The organism is Candidatus Pseudothioglobus sp. uisw_070 (assembly GCF_059512545.2).
This window is the reverse complement of record NZ_CM183456.2, coordinates 1,259,846-1,275,943: the sequence shown is the minus strand read 5'-3', so window position 1 is coordinate 1,275,943 and position 16,098 is coordinate 1,259,846. Positions and strand designations below refer to the sequence as shown.

The following is a 16,098-nucleotide window of genomic DNA, read 5'->3' as shown; positions in this document are numbered from 1 at the left end:
CTCCAAAAAATTACTTAGTAAATTCTAGTAAGCGATGAATTGAGTGTTGTGCTTTTTCTATGATTTGAGTACTAATTTTAATTTCATTTTTACCTGTAATTAAAGTATCAAGGCATTTTTCAAGTGTATTCATTGCCATCCAATTGCAATGAGCACATGATTCGCAGTCTGCACTTTCGCCCATAGTTGGAGCTTCAATAAATTTTTTATTTGGCGCTATTTCCTTCATTTTATGAAAAATACCATTATCAGTAGCAACGATAAACATATTTTCAGGCCTTGAAGCTGCAGCATTAATTAGTTGGGTTGTAGAACCAACAACATCTGCAAGTGCGATAACATCCTTTGGCGATTCAGGATGAACCAGAACTCCAGCCTCTGGATGGAGCTGCATTAACCTTTTAAGGCCTTCAGCTTTAAACTCTTCGTGGACAATACATGCCCCATCCCACATGAGCATTTCAATTCCAGTTTTGGACTGCACATAATGTCCTAGGTGTTTATCTGGAGCCCATAGAACTTTTTTTCCTTCACTATGAAGTTTCTCAACAACTTTAAGTGCACTTCCCGAAGTGACAACCCAGTCAGCTCGAGCTTTAACCTCAGCTGAAGTGTTTGCATAAACAACAACAACATGATCAGGGTTCTGGTCACAAAATTCTGAAAATTCATTAATTGGGCACGATAAGTCAAGAGAGCATGTGGCTTGGTCATCTAGAACAAGCACTCTTTTTTCGGGAGATAATATTTTGGCAGTTTCACCCATAAATTTAACACCAGCTACGATAATTGTCTCAGCATCACTATTTTGTCCAAATCTAGCCATTTCTAGAGAGTCTGAAACTATGCCGCCTGATTCTTCAGCTAATATTTGTAAGTCTGAGCTGACATAATAATGAGCAACAAGTGTTGCATTATTTTGCTTTAAGGCTTCCTTAATTAAATTTTCTATCGGTCGATCAATTACTATATCTTGCATTTTTAAGACTTAGCTGGAAGGCTAACTTTAATATTTAATTCTTTAAGTTGAGATTTAGAAACACTTGAAGGGGCATCAGTTAAAAGACATGCCGCAGTTTGAGTTTTAGGAAAAGCTATCACGTCTCTTATAGAGTCTGTCTTACTAAGAGTCATAACTAATCTGTCAAGACCAAAAGCAATTCCGCCATGAGGAGGGCAGCCATAATCTAGTGCATCGAGTAGAAATCCAAACTTTTCTCTTGCTTCTTCATCCTCTATTCCAAGAAGTTTTAAGACAGTTTTTTGCATCTCACTTTTATGAATTCGAATTGAGCCGCCACCTACTTCAGAGCCGTTAATTACTAAATCATATGCACGTGAAAGTGACTTCTCAGGACTCTCTAAAAGTGTTTTTTTATCAACGCTAGGAGCTGTAAATGGATGATGAATTGCATTTAGTGATCCATCATCTGATACATCAAACATTGGAAAGTCAATCACCCAGATTGGAGCCCACTCTTTATCGAAAAGATTTAAATCCTTTGCTAGCTTTTCTCTAAGGCTTCCAAGGGCTTCATTTACAATTTTGGATTTATCTGCACCAAAGAAGATAATGTCTCCTCTCTTAGCCTCTGTTAAATCAATAACTTGTTGCGTTACATAATCACCAAGAAATTTAATAATTGGTGAGGAAGGCCCATCATCATTTATCTTTATGTAAGCCAATCCTTTTGCGCCATAAATGCTGACAAATTTTGTATAGTCGTCAATTTGCTTACGACTAATTGTTGCTCCTCCTGGAACTTTGAGGGCTGCTACTCTGCCTTTTTCACTATTAGCTGGACCAGAAAAGACTTTAAATTCAACATCTTTCATGATTTCATTAACATCAACTAATTTTAGAGGGATCCTTAAGTCAGGTCTATCAACACCATAAAGACTAATAGCATCGTCGTAAGTAATAGTTGGAAATTTTTTTGGCAAATCAATACTCCCTACTTCTTTAAATAGGCCCCTTACCATTTCTTCCATTAGTGATGTTATTTCCTCTTCATTCATAAAAGAAGTTTCAACATCCAGCTGCGTAAACTCTGGCTGACGGTCAGCTCTTAAGTCTTCATCTCTGAAGCATTTAACTATCTGATAATACCTTTCAAAGCCTGACATCATTAGAAGCTGTTTAAAGAGCTGAGGGGATTGAGGTAATGCAAAAAAACTACCTTCATGAGTTCTTGATGGAACAAGATAATCCCTAGCACCTTCTGGAGTTGCTTTTGTTAAAAAAGGGGTTTCAATGTCTAAGAAATCATTCTTATCCATAAAATCTCGCATGAAATGTGTGACTTTAGATCTTAGCCTTAATCTTTGCTGCATTTCATCTCTTCGAAGATCCAAATAGCGATATTTAAGTTTAACTTCTTCAGAAGTTTCCATCGAGTCAAGCTGAAATGGAATAGGCTTAGATGCATTTAAAATTTCAATTTTATCTGCAAGCACCTCAATTTCACCAGTTGGAATCTTTTTATTGATCATTTCACTATCTCTTGCAATAACCTTTCCAGTGACTTTAATAACAAACTCATTACGAATTGTTTCAGCCAGCTTAAATGTATCTGCAGTTTCAGGATTGATCACTATTTGTGCAAGTCCCTTCTTATCTCTTAAGTCTAAAAAAATAACGCCACCATGATCACGCCTTCTATTGACCCAGCCGCAGAGAATAACCTCTTCATTGAGATTAGTTTTATTCAGTTCACCACAGAAGTTTGATCTCATTTATTTTCCTTAATTTTTAAAGTTTCTGGCGTTACTACGCCAGCAGATATAACTAGTTTAAAAGCCTCTTCAACAGACATTTTTAATTCTATTGCGTCTTTTTTTGGGATTATTACAAAAAATCCTGAAGTTGGATTAGGCGTTGTCGGCACAAATAGATTAATAACATCCTCTCCAATAATTTCCTCAATCTCTCCTTTGTAATCTCCAGATTGAAATGCAACTACCCAAATGCCCTTACTAGGATATTGGATTAAAAACGCTTTTCTAAAGCTTTCACTTGATGTGTTTAGTACTGTTGAAGATATTTTTTTAAGCGCATTATAAATATTCCTAAAGCCTGGAATTTTGTTAAGAGCTCTTTCCCATAAATCTAGAAGTTTCCGACCTAAAATATTTGTGACTAAGGCTCCCGTTATAAGAAGAATTAGGACAACAAAAACAAAGCCTGAGCCAGGAATAGAGGTATCTAAGTTAAGAAGAGCTTCTGGTAAGAATCTTTCAGGGACAAGGTTATTAACAACCTCTAAAAAGAATTTGATAACTAAAACAGTTAATGCTAGCGGTATCCAAAATAAAAGTCCGGATATTAGATAGTTTGTTAAGCGCTTCACAGGCCCAATAAGTAAGTCAAAAAAAAGGATATTTTAACACAAGCTTAATTAACAGTTTGAGCCTAGAAGTCTTAATCTAGTTAAGTTATGAATTTTTTTCTTCTTCTCGCAGCGTTAAAATCTCATACCCATTTTCAGTAACTAATATTGTATGCTCCCATTGAGCCGAGAGAGAGCGATCTTTGGTTGTCACCGTCCATCCATCAAGTCTTGAGGTAATAACTTCAAAGCCACCGAGATTAATCATAGGCTCAATAGTAAAAGTCATCCCAGGTTCCAATATAGGACTTCGATCAATTTTCCCATCATTGTAGTGAATAACCTGAGGAAGTTCATGAAATACCTCACCAATACCATGGCCACAGTAATCCTTAACAACAGAGCAGTTTTTACTGAGCGCATAAGCCCCAATTACTCTCCCAATTTCGCCTAAATGAATTCCAGGCTTAACTTGTTTAATTCCAAGCATCATGCAATCTTGAGCTACTTGGCAAATCTTTGTTGCTTTTATGCTAGGCTTGCCAACAATAAACATTTTAGATGTGTCACCATGAAATCCATCTCTAATGACTGTCACATCAATATTGATTATGTCGCCTTTTTTTAGTTTCTTATTGCCCGGTATCCCGTGGCAAACAACACTGTTGACAGAAGTACAAATAGATTTAGGAAAGCCGTTATAGTTAAGTGGGGCTGGGATACAGTCTAGGTCATTGACTATGAAGTTATGACAAATTTGATCAAGCTCTTCAGTAGTTACGCCAGCCTTTACATGCTCACCAATCATCTCTAATACACTGGACGCAAGCTTCCCAGCAACGCGCATTTTATTAATTTGCTGAGGGCTTTTTATAGATATTGACATTTAAACCTTATTAAGATGTTTTAGCTCTTTTTTCTAACGCTTTTATTCTATCTTCTAAAGGGGGGTGAGAAGACCAAAGCTCGCGCCATCCAGTTTTAGGTTTTTCACCAATACCAAAAGCAGCCAGCTGCTCAGGAAGTGCTTCAGGTTCTTTTTGACCAAGACGCTTCAAGGCGTTTATCATATTTTGATGGCCCGCAAGATCAGCACCTCCTGTGTCAGCAACATACTCTCTTTTTCTAGAAAAATACATAACAATTACACTCGCTAAAATAGAGAGTACTATTTGTGCAAAAATTGTAGTAACAAAGTAACCAATACCATGACCTCGTTGGTTTTTTAGAATAACTCTGTCTACAACATGACCAATGACCCTTGAAAAGAAAATAACAAACGTATTAACTACTCCTTGGATCAGCGTAAGGGTAACCATGTCACCATTAGCAACATGACTCATTTCATGACCAACAACAGCCTCAATTTCGCCTTGACTCATACTGTCAAGTAGTCCTTGAGAAACTGCAATAAGGGCTTTATTTTTACTTGCTCCCGTTGCAAATGCATTCATTTGAGGGGAAGGGAAGATGGCAACTTCAGGCATCTTAATACCAACAATTTTAGACTGTTTTTTAACTGTATCTAGAAGCCACTTTTCTACATTATTAGAAGGGCTATCAATAACTATCGCTCCAGTCATTCTTTTGGCCATCCATTTGGAAATTGCCAATGAAATAAAGGCGCCTCCAAATCCAAAAATTCCAGAAAAAATAACTAAAGCATTTAAATTAAGATCACTTCCATTTTGAGCTAGCAGGCTTTCAACACCAAGTATTCTAAGAGTGATGCTTAATATTACCATGATGGCAATATTCGTTAACAAAAAGAGAAATATTCTTTGCATTGTTTAATCCTTAGATTATTAAGTTTTAAGGGTTATATTATAGAAAGAAAACCTTAAGATTAATGAGATATTCTTAAGGTTTATTTTAACGCCAAGAATTTTAAACTAAATTTGATAAAGAGAGGATTATCTGCCTGGCCAGAGCATTCGAGTTTCTGTCATGGTGCAGCCAGTTTCACCTTGCGAAGTTAGAATTATTTGATAGGTATTATCTTTAGGAGTAATAATAGTGAAGTCACCATCAGCATAGCTAGAAGTCTGTAGGTCTGGATCTACCTCAAGTTTAAGCTGAGATATTTCACTACAAGTTTGATTATTTACAGATGTAACTAAAACTGTTGAAATATAGCAATATTCTTCATCAGGAGTAAGGGTTGCTGAAAAGGTTGAAGAGCCATTATTATATTGTTGTGAAGATATATGAAGTGATGGAAGTAAAGCAGTACTCTCAGGGTGCGCAAATGTAATATTTAAACCATTTAAGTTATAAGATTTTTCAATTTGACCTAAGTATGTTGAGCAAGTTTCGTTAATCCCACGCTCAATTGCATCATTAGTCAGGTTTAATGCATAAGAGTTAATTGAAAATAATAGAAAACCTGCTAATATGACTTTATATGTATATTTTCCCATAAGATTTTTTTTTTATTTAAGTTGACAATATACCCTTTCTTGAATTGATAGAGTTTATTTATAGATTTCAAAAAAAAACATAGAATTTGATTAAACAATCAATTTAAAGTACTTTATAATGAAATTTCAATTAATTTGGGAGTTCTAAAAATGAAGTTAAGATTCTTATTTATTGCTATGATGGCATTATTAGTTAGTGGTTGTATGGACACTATGATGGCTGTTCCAGCAGCAGCAGTTAGCGGTGTAGGTTCAGTTATAGGCGGAATATGGAGCGCTGTAACAAGTATTTTTTAAAAAAACTGCACTATACTAAAATTTCCCACAAGTTAGCATGCGCTGATTTAGTGGGATTTTTTTTAATTAAAGCTTAATCTTCCTGATTGATTTCATTTAATCTTATTCCTAGGTTTTAGAGCTAGTTACAAATGTTAGAGCCTCTTTTTTGTTATTAGCCTCAATTGAACAATCAAAAATATAACCTTTTTTCTGTAAATTTGTTGCAGTCCACTCATTGCCTTTGAAGCCAGGAGAGGCAAATATAACAATTTGTATAATTAATAAGATCCATTGCAAGTTATTAGCATTTGAAATATCAATAAAATCAACAAGTCCATATATCTGAGCATCAATACTAGCTAAAACAAGAATGAAAAATATATAAGTTATGAATAGTGCCCATAACCCTCTAAATAAAGGCCAAATAGGATTAAAAGGGGCGAGCCAAGCAAAGCCAGATTTAACAGCTTCAAAGCCTTTTTCAGGATGCTTAAATACTTTGTAAGAACTCATAGCTTTATATTAATTTATATCATTTACAACTTAGTATACCCATTTGAAAAGTTGGATTAATGTCGGATGTTAAAATCTAACTAGTAAATATACACAGACATCAGTCATTAAAATTTAGGCTCTTGAACTTCATGGTTTAGCTTAAGTGAGTTTGTAGCTTTTGCCTCACGGTGGCTTATGTATATTGTTGACATGAATATTATAGAGCCACCAATCCAAGTCCAGGTACCAGGGATTTCTGAAAAAATCATCCATCCAAAAAGAGCCATAATTGGCAGTTTTATAAATTCAATTGACTCTAAGCTGGTAATTTCGGCCATTGTGTAGGATTTAGTCCATGAAAAATGCGCGAGCGTGCCTACAATTGCAATTCCCCAAAGGTAAAGCCAGGTTTCAAAACTTGGCCACTGCCAAACTGTAATGGCTGGAATAAAAGTAATTGGAATAAGAATTATTACCATCCAGGTAACAATTGCTTGAGGACTGTCAGTAAGAGTAAGTTTTTTTACAATTAATGCATTAACTGAGTGAGCTAATGCCGCAATAATTGCAAGCATTATTCCAAATGAAAGACTATTGACACCAGGCTGAACAATTATGAGCATTCCAATAATACCAATAATGATTGCAGCAATTCTTCGAGCCTTAATTATTTCACCTAAAAAAATAGTGGCGCCGATTGTTATAAATATTGGTTTTGAGAAGCTAATTGCTGTCGCTTGAGCAAGTGGGATGAGGGTTAAGCAGGTAAATCCAGCGAGCATTCCAATAGCACCAAAAAAACCTCTCATAAAAAATAACTTAGTATTATTCATTTTTATTGCAGCTAGGCCAGTAGATGTTAATAATGGCAGCATTACAATAAAAGCTAATAGGTTTCGGAAAAAAACAACTTCAAGAATATGTAAATTTTCTGATGCTTTTCTAATAAAAATAACCATTATTGAAAAAAACACTATAGATAAGATGTTTAAAATTATTGCTTTAGTTTGAAAGCTTTGCAATTTAAAAAATCGAATTATCCAAAGGTCATTAAGTAGTTTTTTTATCAATTTAATGTGATTCCTTATTTATTAAATATTAGGCTAAAAACCTAATAAAAGAGGAGCAATATCCTTAGTTTTAATCTAGGTTGAAGTAATTAAAAACTTATTATAGTGTTTATACATTCAGTTAATTGTTATTCTCTACAGTTTACAATAGTGATCATAAATAGATCTATTACACGCTATTTTAGGCTTATTAAAATGAATCCAAATGAAACATAAACTATACAATATCAAAGGTAAGAGGTGCTCTAAGTTAGGCGAATTAGAAGCTGCAATTAGTTTCTATGAGAAAGCGATCTCTATAAAGCAAGAGTATGTTGATGCGCATTACAATCTTGGCTCTGCAAATCATAAACTTGGTCGGTTAGATGCAGCAGTAACGAGTTATAAAAAAGTTGTGGCTATAAGTCCTGACTATGCTTCAACACATAATAATAAAATTCTTACTGTAATATATTTTTTTTCTAAGCAGCTTATTCCAGATGCAATTGATGTCCTTGAAGAGCTAATAAAAGACAGCCCTAATGATGCGTTATTGTTTAATATGACTGGAGGTTGTTATGCTAGTCAGGGAAAAACTGATCTAGCAATTAAGTTCTATGAAAAGGCGCTTGATTTAAAACCAGACTATGCTATTCCTCAACACATGCTTAATTCATTGCAAGGCAATACAAGTAAGAGGCCTCCAAAAGAATATGTTAAAAACTTATTTGATGATTATGCAGAAAGATTTGACGAATCTTTATTAAACCAACTTCAATATAAGCTGCCACTTCTTATTAAAGAAATAATCCTAAAGATTGACCCTGCAAGAACTAAATTCGATAAAGTAATTGATTTGGGATGTGGAACGGGTTTATCAGGAGCAGATTTGCAAGGCATTAGCAATTATCTTACTGGAATTGATATCTCAGAAAACATGATATCCAAGGCAAAAGAGCTAGGTGTTTATGATAGTTTAATTGCTGGAGACATTGTTGAGAAACTTGACTTATCAAAAGAAAAATATGACTTATTTATTGCCCTTGATGTATTCATATATATCGGTGAGATAACATCAATCTTTAACGCAGTGAAAAAGTGTTCTAATAAAAATTCTTTTTTTATCTTTTCAATTGAAACTCATCAAGGTGAAGACTATTCCCTTTTAAAAAGTTCACGTTATGCTCACTCAGATAGTTATATTTTAGAAGTTGCTTCTTATGGGTTTGAGCTGGTTGATTCTCAAAATGTGAAATTAAGGAAAGAAGGAAGTAACTGGATTGATGGAAAGATTTATATCCTGAAAGTCTCTTAAAACATGGAGTGAGGTTACTCAATCCAAGATTAATGATAGTGTTTTTAAATTTAACCAAAGTTCAATTTTGTTTGTGAACTGAGGTAGATTTATTAATAAATTAAATTAATATAATAATTTAATTTAATATAGTTCATAATGACCTTATTATTTGCAAATTATTCGGTTTAAATTAAATGCTATTTCATCCTCAAAAAGATTTATTTCATAATGATGCTCATCAAGCGATAAGAGCTCTATTTATTGAAAAAAGAAAAAGATTAGAAATGACTGCAGAAGCTCTTGCAACAAAGATGAAGTGCAAAACTTCATTTATTATTGAAATTGAATCTGGTTCTGGACCGATAGCTTTTTCAGATATAGAGCTTTTCTGTGATTCTTTAGCTATTTCATTAACCGAGATGGAATCTATATTTAAACCAAGTTCTTTTTTTCGTTAAAAAAACACTCAAGGGCACACAAAAGGACTTTTTGACTTCTTTTTTAGTTGAATATTAGGCTGAAACCCTAATAGGAAGTGGGGCGAGAAACGGGGCTCGAACCCGCGACAACCGGAATCACAATCCGGGGCTCTACCAACTGAGCTATTCCCGCCATAATATTTAAAAAGTGGTGCGCCCAATACGATTCGAACGTATGACCTACGGCTTAGAAGGCCGTTGCTCTATCCAGCTGAGCTATGGGCGCAATAACTTTGCTTTAATAAAGTCTAGGCTTGCACTTTAATTATAAATTTTGGTCGGAGTGAGAGGATTCGAACCTCTGACCACCTGGTCCCAAACCAGATACGCTACCAGACTGCGCCACACTCCGAAGGTGAGTAATTATACTGTGATAGGATTGTTAGTCAATGCCTATTTTGAGCCATATTTAATCTATTTTATTTGCACTATTTACTTGCTATTTAAAGTAGTTATCGTGAAGGTCAGTTTCCTTTTTATTTGCATAGATAACTTTGATATTGTCTTTATTGGCAATATTATTTTTGATAATTGCTGGATCACTTATCTGGGATTCAATGTTTGAGCTTTCTTGAAACAATATTGATTGCCCACCAGTCATCGCAAGATAGACTTGAGCGAGAATTTGTGCATCTAGTAAAGCTCCATGCCTTGTTCTAGCACTTGTATCAACTCCGAAACGTCTACATAATGCATCTAGATTGTGCATAGTGCCTGGACGCTGCTCTTTAGATAGTTCTAGGGTATCTATGACTTGACAAATATCTTCTATCTTTTTGTCAATACCATTTATTTTTAATTCATTATTTAAAAATCCTAGATCAAATGGCGCGTTATGAATAATTAAAGTTGCCCCTTTAATAAAAGATAGTAAGTCATTAGAAATTTTATCAAATTGCGGTTTATTTATTAAGAATTTATCTGTAATGCCATGGATATTGACTGAGTCCCCAACTGGCTTATTAGGTTGAACATATTTGTGAAATTCAGTGTTTGTTATTTCTCTATTTAATATTTGTACTGCTCCAACTTCAATAATGCGATGCCCCTCCTCTGGCCGAATTCCAGTTGTCTCAGTATCAAGTACAATAAGTCTTTCCATGTTAGGCATATTAAAGTAAAATTGCTTTATTTTATCATCTGACCAAAATAGGTTAACTAAGATTATGGCAAGAGTAACAGTAGAGGAATGTTTAGATAAGGTAGAGAATAGATTTGAATTAGTTTTAGTTGCTGCAAAGCGAGCGCACCAGTTAAACTCTGGCGGGTTTAGATCGACTTTAGAAGTTGGTAAAGATAAGCCTACAGTAGTGGCTCTTAGAGAAATTGAAGCTGGTTTGATTGATGCCTCAATTTTGACTGAAGAGTATGCAATGGAAGAAGAGCTTAATGCTCATGATAGACTTGCTCAAGAAGTCAAGGCAAACGAAGTTGCAGCAGAGCTTTCAGATGTTAAGTTAGACTCAGAAGCTGAATCTGATGATCTAGCAGTTAAAGAGGTTGATGAATAAATAAGACTTCTAAGAGTTAATAAAAAATGACGCACTGCGTCATTTTTTTTTGCCCAATTCAATATATTTAACTATTTTTATAATCATTGACTTTGGTAACATGTTTTTAACAAATTGAACATTGAGGAAATTAAATGCAATATCCTATTATGCAAAGCAATAGAAAGCCATTAATCAATGCTGAGAGTTATCAGTCTATGTATGATTATTCTATTTCAAATCCAGATAAGTTTTGGGCTGAACAGGCTGAAAAATTTATTGACTGGGAAAAGAAATGGGATAGAGTTTCAGAAGTTGATTTTTCTAAGGGCAAGATTGCTTGGTTCGAGGGTGCAACTTTGAATGTTTCATATAACTGTTTAGATCGTCATCTGCCTGAACGTGCTGATCAGGTTGCAATTATTTGGGAGGGAGATGATCCTAATTCAAGTGAATCAATAACCTATAAAGAGCTTCATGAAAAAGTGTGTAAATTTGCCAATGGAATGAAGGATTTAGGTGTTGTAAAAGGGGATCGTATTTGTTTGTATATGCCTATGATCGTTGAAGCTACAGTTGCCATGCTTGCATGTGCAAGGCTTGGTGCGATTCATTCAGTAGTTTTTGGAGGATTTTCACCAGATGCTTTGAGAGATCGAATTCTTGATAGTGAGTGCAAGCTAGTAATTACTTCTGATGAGGGGGTTCGTGGTGGTAAATCAATTCCTTTAAAAGCTAATGTTGATATTGCAACGAAAGAGTGTGGCTGTGTTGAGCATGTTGTTGTTGTAAAGAGAACAGATGGACAAGTTACTTGGGGCGATAGAGATGTTTGGTATCACGAGCTAGTCGAAAATGCTTCACCAGAATTTCCTTGCGAGATGTTTGACGCTGAAACCCCTTTATTCATTCTTTATACTTCTGGCTCAACTGGAAAACCAAAGGGCGTTCTTCATACTTCAGGAGGATATTTGTTATATGCTGCAATGACTCATAAATATACTTTTGATTATCAAGAGGGAGATATTTACTGGTGTACTGCTGATGTTGGATGGGTTACTGGCCACTCATATATAGTCTATGGGCCGCTGGCTAATGGAGCAACTTCTTTAATGTTTGAGGGCGTTCCTAATTACCCAGATGCCTCAAGATTTTGGCAGGTGATTGATAAACATAAAGTAAATATTTTCTACACAGCACCAACTGCTATTAGGGCTCTGATGGGTGCTGGAAATGAGCATGTTAAAAAAACCTCTAGGGCTAGTTTAAAAATTTTAGGAACTGTTGGGGAGCCAATTAATCCTGAAGCTTGGGAATGGTATTACAGTATTGTTGGTGAGGAGAGATGTCCAGTTGTGGATACTTGGTGGCAAACAGAAACTGGTGGTCATATGATTACACCTATGCCGTTTGCAACAGCTTTAAAACCAGGCTCTGCAACTATGCCATTTTTTGGCGTAGAGCCACAAGTTCTTAGTGAGAGTGGAGAGCTTTTAGAGGGCGAGGCTTCAGGTGTACTTGTTATAGCAAGATCTTGGCCAGGTCAAATGAGGACTTTATATAACAACCATGAGCGATTTATGGAGGCTTACTTTACGACTTACCCGGGTAAATATTTTGCAGGAGATGGAGTAAAGCGAGACGCTGATGGTTATTATTGGATTACTGGAAGAGTCGATGATGTTTTAAATATATCTGGGCACCGACTAGGTACAGCTGAAATTGAATCTGCCTTAGTTCTTCATAGCGATGTAAGTGAGTCTGCAGTTGTTGGTATGCCCCATGATATAAAAGGCCAAGGCATTTATGCTTATGTTTCTTTAATGACTGGCGTTATAGGTACTGAGGAGCTTAAAAAAGATCTAGTAGCTTTAGTTAGAAAAGAAATAGGCCCAATCGCAACGGTAGATAAAATTCAATTTGCACAGGGTCTTCCAAAAACAAGATCAGGAAAAATTATGAGACGTATCCTGAGGAAAATTGCAGAAGATGACTATGCAGAACTTGGAGATACATCAACATTATCTGAACCTGGCGTTGTGGATGACTTGATTAAAAATAGAGTTTAATAGAAATTTTCTGCCAATTTATTAATCAATAAATAATGAATGCATTCCTGTACATTATTGTTCTCCTTGCATGGGGCTCATCTTGGTTTGGTATAAGTTTTCAGTTGGACTATGATGTGGCTCCTCAAGTTTCAATAGTATGGCGTTTTCTTCTCGCATCGTTAATGCTTTTTATCTGGTGCTTTGCTCGAGGGCTTAAACTTTCTTTTCCATGGAGGGAACACATAAACTGGCTTTTGCTAGGGTTTTTTCTATTTTGTATTAATTATATATGCGCCTACTTTGGCACTATTTATTTGGTATCAGGGCTGGTTTGCCTTATCTTCTCAACACTTACTTTGTTTACCGTGCTTAATGGTTTTGTTTTTTTCAAAAAGCCCGTTAGATTGCCCATATTATTTGGAGCAATAGTTGGTATTGCAGGGTTATCAATTATATTTTCAAATGAGATAAGTAGCGCTGAGTGGTCATTAGATTCAGGAATTATAAAGGGCTTTCTTTGGATGCTGCTGGCAACTTTTTTTGCATCAATAGGTATGCTTCTTTCTGGGCAAATGCAAGCTAAAAAAATCCCCGTAATTCAAAGTAATGCTTTCAGTATGTTATATGGATCGCTTATCCTTGTTACTTATATATCTTTTAGTGATCTTAGTTTTAGTTTTGATACCAGCTATAACTATGTTGTTTCTCTAATATATCTATCACTAGTAGCTTCAGTTATTGGATTTGGTGTCTATCTTAAACTTGTAGGAAATATTGGCGCTGATAAAGCTTCATACGTTAATATTTTTACTCCAACGATTGCTTTGCTTCTATCAACTTTATTTGAAGATTATGTTTGGAGCTGGACGGGATTAATTGGAGTTATATTAATAATTTTTGGAAATATAATAGTTCTTTATGCCAAGCCTAGAAGTATTTAGGGTAAATTTATTTAAATTTTTGGATTTGATAATCATATCTCACATAATGGAATGAATGATGGATGTAAAAACCGCTTTAGCTGAAAGAAAATCAACAAGAGCATTTTTAGATAAAGATGTTTCTATCAGTGTTATTAATGAAATTATTAATCAAGCAAAAACAGCTCCTTCTGGAGTAAATACCCAGCCATGGCAGGTTGCTGTTGTAACTGGAGAAAGTAAGGATGGCTTATGTAGTAAGCTTGAGAAAGCTTTTCGAGATGGTAAGAAAGGGGCTATGGATTATAAATACTATCCAGTTGAATGGTTGGGTGAGTTTAAGCAAAGACGAAAAGAGTGCGGTTTATTAATGTATTCAACATTAGGTATTAAGAGAGAGGATGAGCAAAGACAGATTGATCAATGGGCGTTAAATTATCAAGCATTCAACGCGCCTGTTATCCTACTTTTTTTTATCGATAAGTCAATGGAGAAGGGCTCTTATATGGATTATGGTATGTTTATCCAGTCTATTATGCTTTCAGCGGTCGAGCATGGATTAGCAACTTGTCCGCAAGCAGCTCTTGGGGAGTATCCTGAGATTGTTAGAGAGGAGTTTCCACACTATAAAGATAAAATTGTTCTTTGCGGAATGGCGCTTGGCTATGAAGATAAAACTCAGGTAATTAACAGCTATAGAACACCTCGTGAAGATCTATCTCAAATAGCTAAATATTACTCTTAAAAATATAAATTAATTTCTTAGTTAGCTCGAAGATTGGCTTCCGCAATTTCAAGATCAAATTTAATTAGTTCAATATCCAGCTCGGCATCTGATAATGCTTTTTCTACCTCTTTTAAAGTTTTTTCATTTTCTAAAAGCTTAGCGTTACTCTTTTTAAGTAATGAATCACTAAGATTGAATGCATTTTGAATTTTAATTAACTCTTCTTCAAGAACCTGGATTTGACTGGCAGAAAGGTTGAGTTTTTGAGAGGTGAATTTGAGTTCGTCAAGTGCAAGTATAAGTTGATCATTAAGTTCTTCTAGTTGCTGCTGTAGGCCTAATTTATCTGATTTGTATTCTTCAATCTCGTCATTATTATTGATAGTAATAATTTCTGGCTTTACTGGCTCTATATTGAACTGTGAATAGTTATAACCAATAAAAAATATTGCAATGATCGAAAGCAAGTAAAAGGCTATTTTTTGGTTCATTTGTATCTTCTATTTCATTAAGCTTGAGAATCTATAAAGTTTTTATAATAAATAGTGATTACTAATCTTGCATCCATTTAGCCGCATCTTTGGCATAGTAGGTTAGAACAGCATCTGCTCCGGCTCTTTTAAAGCACAAAAGCGTTTCAAGTACTGTTGATTTCTCGTCAATCCATTTATTTTGACTAGCCGCTTTAAGCATTGCATACTCGCCACTAACATGATAAGCGAAAGTTGGTACGCCAAAGGTCTGTTTTACTTTAGAGACTATATCAAGATAAGGTAAGCCTGGCTTAATCATAACCATGTCAGCACCTTCTGAAATATCAAGCTCTACCTCACGAATTGCTTCATCAGAATTTCCAGGATCCATCTGGAAAGTTTTTTTATCAGACTTACCTAAGCTTTTTGATGAGCCTACAGCATCTCTAAATGGACCATAAAAAGAAGAGGCATATTTGGCAGAGTACGCAAGTATATTTGTATGAATATGACCTTGCTCTTCTAATGCATAACGAATTGCTCCAATTCTGCCATCCATCATGTCAGAAGGGGCAACAATATCTGCTCCAGCTTGAGCATGGGACAACGCTTGTTTAACTAAAATATTAACAGTTTCATCATTAAGAACGTATCCATTACTATCAATAACCCCATCTAGGCCATGACTCGTAAAAGGATCTAGCGCCACATCTGTAATAACTGCAAGATCTGGAAAGTTTCTTTTAAGTGCCCTGACTGCCTTTTGAATAAGTCCATCAGGGTTATAAGATTCTTCAGCTTCGAGCGTCTTTTTATCAGGAGAAATTACTGGAAACAAAGCAATCGCTTGAATTTTTAAATCAACAATTTCCTTGACCTCAATTAATAATTGATCAATACTAAGTCGTTCAATTCCAGGCATTGAATCAATTTTTTCTTTTTTCTTTTCACCCTCAATAATGAATAAAGGATATATGAGATCGCTTACACTTAGAGAGTTCTCGCGAATTAATGAACGATTAAATTCGTGTTTCCTCATTCTTCTTGGTCGATGAGTTAAAATGGACATTTTCTTTTCTCAAGTTACAT

18 protein-coding genes and 3 tRNA genes are annotated in these 16,098 nt (G+C 35.1%); 7 read left to right on the top strand and 14 right to left on the bottom strand.

Annotation, left to right across the window (positions count from 1 at the left end; translation table 11 throughout):
* Positions 1 to 10 precede the first annotated feature (10 nt).
* From nadA to AC5YGD_RS06375, 6 genes are all read right to left on the bottom strand, one after another.
* Entirely contained in the window at positions 11 to 979 is a 969-nt protein-coding gene (gene nadA / locus AC5YGD_RS06400; protein WP_496141160.1) for a quinolinate synthase NadA, read from the bottom strand.
* A gap of 2 nt (positions 980 to 981) precedes the next feature.
* A complete protein-coding gene (gene aspS, locus AC5YGD_RS06395; protein WP_496141159.1) occupies positions 982 to 2,736 on the bottom strand; it encodes an aspartate--tRNA ligase in 1,755 nt (584 codons plus the stop codon).
* Positions 2,733 to 3,350: a DUF502 domain-containing protein gene (locus AC5YGD_RS06390; protein WP_496141158.1), complete on the bottom strand. Its 618-nt coding sequence runs from the start codon at positions 3,348 to 3,350 to the stop codon at positions 2,733 to 2,735. Before AC5YGD_RS06390 ends, aspS begins: the two co-directional genes overlap by 4 nt.
* Positions 3,351 to 3,435: 85 nt before the next feature.
* A complete protein-coding gene (map, locus tag AC5YGD_RS06385) occupies positions 3,436 to 4,215 on the bottom strand; it encodes a type I methionyl aminopeptidase (RefSeq protein ID WP_496141157.1) in 780 nt (259 codons plus the stop codon).
* A 10-nt stretch (positions 4,216 to 4,225) separates the two neighbouring features.
* Positions 4,226 to 5,116: a protease HtpX gene (gene htpX, locus AC5YGD_RS06380; protein ID WP_496141156.1), complete on the bottom strand. Its 891-nt coding sequence runs from the start codon at positions 5,114 to 5,116 to the stop codon at positions 4,226 to 4,228.
* A 126-nt stretch (positions 5,117 to 5,242) separates the two neighbouring features.
* On the bottom strand, positions 5,243 to 5,749 hold the full coding sequence (locus AC5YGD_RS06375; protein ID WP_496141155.1) for a hypothetical protein: 507 nt from the start codon (positions 5,747 to 5,749) through the stop codon (positions 5,243 to 5,245).
* Positions 5,750 to 5,899: 150 nt separating this feature from the next.
* Here AC5YGD_RS06375 and AC5YGD_RS06370 point away from each other — a divergent pair, with 150 nt between their 5' ends.
* Positions 5,900 to 6,046 (top strand): hypothetical protein, encoded by a 147-nt coding sequence (locus AC5YGD_RS06370; protein WP_496141154.1) that lies wholly within the window; start codon positions 5,900 to 5,902, stop codon positions 6,044 to 6,046.
* A 108-nt stretch (positions 6,047 to 6,154) separates the two neighbouring features.
* Here the strand turns inward: AC5YGD_RS06370 and AC5YGD_RS06365 are convergent, their stop codons facing one another.
* Positions 6,155 to 6,541: a hypothetical protein gene (locus AC5YGD_RS06365; RefSeq protein WP_496141153.1), complete on the bottom strand. Its 387-nt coding sequence runs from the start codon at positions 6,539 to 6,541 to the stop codon at positions 6,155 to 6,157.
* Positions 6,542 to 6,648: 107 nt separating this feature from the next.
* The gene (locus AC5YGD_RS06360) at positions 6,649 to 7,545 is read right to left on the bottom strand and encodes an EamA family transporter (RefSeq protein ID WP_496141152.1); all 897 of its coding nucleotides are present in this window, start codon (positions 7,543 to 7,545) and stop codon (positions 6,649 to 6,651) included.
* 253 nt (positions 7,546 to 7,798) lie between these two features.
* Between AC5YGD_RS06360 and AC5YGD_RS06355 the strand changes: the two genes are divergently transcribed.
* Entirely contained in the window at positions 7,799 to 8,887 is a 1,089-nt protein-coding gene (locus AC5YGD_RS06355; protein WP_496141151.1) for a tetratricopeptide repeat protein, read from the top strand.
* A 176-nt stretch (positions 8,888 to 9,063) separates the two neighbouring features.
* The gene (locus AC5YGD_RS06350; RefSeq protein ID WP_496141150.1) at positions 9,064 to 9,327 is read left to right on the top strand and encodes a helix-turn-helix domain-containing protein; all 264 of its coding nucleotides are present in this window, start codon (positions 9,064 to 9,066) and stop codon (positions 9,325 to 9,327) included.
* A 78-nt stretch (positions 9,328 to 9,405) separates the two neighbouring features.
* Here the strand turns inward: AC5YGD_RS06350 and AC5YGD_RS06345 are convergent.
* The 4 genes from AC5YGD_RS06345 to dnaQ form a co-directional block, all read right to left on the bottom strand.
* Positions 9,406 to 9,481 (bottom strand) — tRNA-His (locus AC5YGD_RS06345).
* Positions 9,482 to 9,497: 16 nt separating this feature from the next.
* Positions 9,498 to 9,574: transfer RNA gene (locus tag AC5YGD_RS06340), tRNA-Arg, on the bottom strand.
* Between the two features lie 49 nt (positions 9,575 to 9,623).
* Positions 9,624 to 9,700: transfer RNA gene (locus AC5YGD_RS06335), tRNA-Pro, on the bottom strand.
* Between the two features lie 87 nt (positions 9,701 to 9,787).
* Positions 9,788 to 10,459: a DNA polymerase III subunit epsilon gene (gene dnaQ, locus AC5YGD_RS06330; protein ID WP_496141149.1), complete on the bottom strand. Its 672-nt coding sequence runs from the start codon at positions 10,457 to 10,459 to the stop codon at positions 9,788 to 9,790.
* A gap of 55 nt (positions 10,460 to 10,514) precedes the next feature.
* On the opposite strand from dnaQ, the gene rpoZ reads away from it, so the two are divergent.
* From rpoZ to AC5YGD_RS06310, 4 genes are all read left to right on the top strand, one after another.
* The gene (gene rpoZ / locus AC5YGD_RS06325) at positions 10,515 to 10,859 is read left to right on the top strand and encodes a DNA-directed RNA polymerase subunit omega (RefSeq protein WP_496141148.1); all 345 of its coding nucleotides are present in this window, start codon (positions 10,515 to 10,517) and stop codon (positions 10,857 to 10,859) included.
* Between the two features lie 134 nt (positions 10,860 to 10,993).
* Positions 10,994 to 12,907, top strand: coding sequence for an acetate--CoA ligase (gene acs, locus AC5YGD_RS06320; RefSeq protein ID WP_496141147.1), 1,914 nt, complete (start codon positions 10,994 to 10,996; stop codon positions 12,905 to 12,907).
* 35 nt (positions 12,908 to 12,942) lie between these two features.
* Complete coding sequence (locus AC5YGD_RS06315) at positions 12,943 to 13,830, top strand: EamA family transporter (RefSeq protein ID WP_496141146.1); 888 nt, start codon at positions 12,943 to 12,945, stop codon at positions 13,828 to 13,830.
* Between the two features lie 58 nt (positions 13,831 to 13,888).
* Positions 13,889 to 14,554 (top strand): nitroreductase family protein, encoded by a 666-nt coding sequence (locus AC5YGD_RS06310; RefSeq protein WP_496141145.1) that lies wholly within the window; start codon positions 13,889 to 13,891, stop codon positions 14,552 to 14,554.
* A gap of 17 nt (positions 14,555 to 14,571) precedes the next feature.
* Here the strand turns inward: AC5YGD_RS06310 and AC5YGD_RS06305 are convergent, their stop codons facing one another.
* Together AC5YGD_RS06305 and hemB are read right to left on the bottom strand one after the other, a co-directional pair.
* Positions 14,572 to 15,027 (bottom strand): hypothetical protein, encoded by a 456-nt coding sequence (locus AC5YGD_RS06305; RefSeq protein WP_496141144.1) that lies wholly within the window; start codon positions 15,025 to 15,027, stop codon positions 14,572 to 14,574.
* A gap of 61 nt (positions 15,028 to 15,088) precedes the next feature.
* Positions 15,089 to 16,078: a porphobilinogen synthase gene (gene hemB, locus AC5YGD_RS06300; RefSeq protein ID WP_496141143.1), complete on the bottom strand. Its 990-nt coding sequence runs from the start codon at positions 16,076 to 16,078 to the stop codon at positions 15,089 to 15,091.
* Positions 16,079 to 16,098: the final 20 nt, after the last annotated feature.

Bases quoted from the DNA above. Each gene is read 5' to 3' on its own strand.
- nadA (WP_496141160.1), bottom strand. From the start codon at position 979: ATGCAAGATATAGTAATTGATCGACCGATAGAAAATTTAATTAAGGAA.
- aspS (WP_496141159.1), bottom strand. From the start codon at position 2,736: ATGAGATCAAACTTCTGTGGTGAACTGAATAAAACTAATCTCAATGAA.
- map (WP_496141157.1), bottom strand. From the start codon at position 4,215: ATGTCAATATCTATAAAAAGCCCTCAGCAAATTAATAAAATGCGCGTT.
- htpX (WP_496141156.1), bottom strand. From the start codon at position 5,116: ATGCAAAGAATATTTCTCTTTTTGTTAACGAATATTGCCATCATGGTA.
- AC5YGD_RS06375 (WP_496141155.1), bottom strand. From the start codon at position 5,749: ATGGGAAAATATACATATAAAGTCATATTAGCAGGTTTTCTATTATTT.
- AC5YGD_RS06370 (WP_496141154.1), top strand. From the start codon at position 5,900: ATGAAGTTAAGATTCTTATTTATTGCTATGATGGCATTATTAGTTAGT.
- AC5YGD_RS06365 (WP_496141153.1), bottom strand. From the start codon at position 6,541: ATGAGTTCTTACAAAGTATTTAAGCATCCTGAAAAAGGCTTTGAAGCT.
- AC5YGD_RS06355 (WP_496141151.1), top strand. From the start codon at position 7,799: ATGAAACATAAACTATACAATATCAAAGGTAAGAGGTGCTCTAAGTTA.
- AC5YGD_RS06350 (WP_496141150.1), top strand. From the start codon at position 9,064: ATGCTATTTCATCCTCAAAAAGATTTATTTCATAATGATGCTCATCAA.
- dnaQ (WP_496141149.1), bottom strand. From the start codon at position 10,459: ATGCCTAACATGGAAAGACTTATTGTACTTGATACTGAGACAACTGGA.
- rpoZ (WP_496141148.1), top strand. From the start codon at position 10,515: ATGGCAAGAGTAACAGTAGAGGAATGTTTAGATAAGGTAGAGAATAGA.
- acs (WP_496141147.1), top strand. From the start codon at position 10,994: ATGCAATATCCTATTATGCAAAGCAATAGAAAGCCATTAATCAATGCT.
- AC5YGD_RS06315 (WP_496141146.1), top strand. From the start codon at position 12,943: ATGAATGCATTCCTGTACATTATTGTTCTCCTTGCATGGGGCTCATCT.
- AC5YGD_RS06310 (WP_496141145.1), top strand. From the start codon at position 13,889: ATGGATGTAAAAACCGCTTTAGCTGAAAGAAAATCAACAAGAGCATTT.
- AC5YGD_RS06305 (WP_496141144.1), bottom strand. From the start codon at position 15,027: ATGAACCAAAAAATAGCCTTTTACTTGCTTTCGATCATTGCAATATTT.
- hemB (WP_496141143.1), bottom strand. From the start codon at position 16,078: ATGTCCATTTTAACTCATCGACCAAGAAGAATGAGGAAACACGAATTT.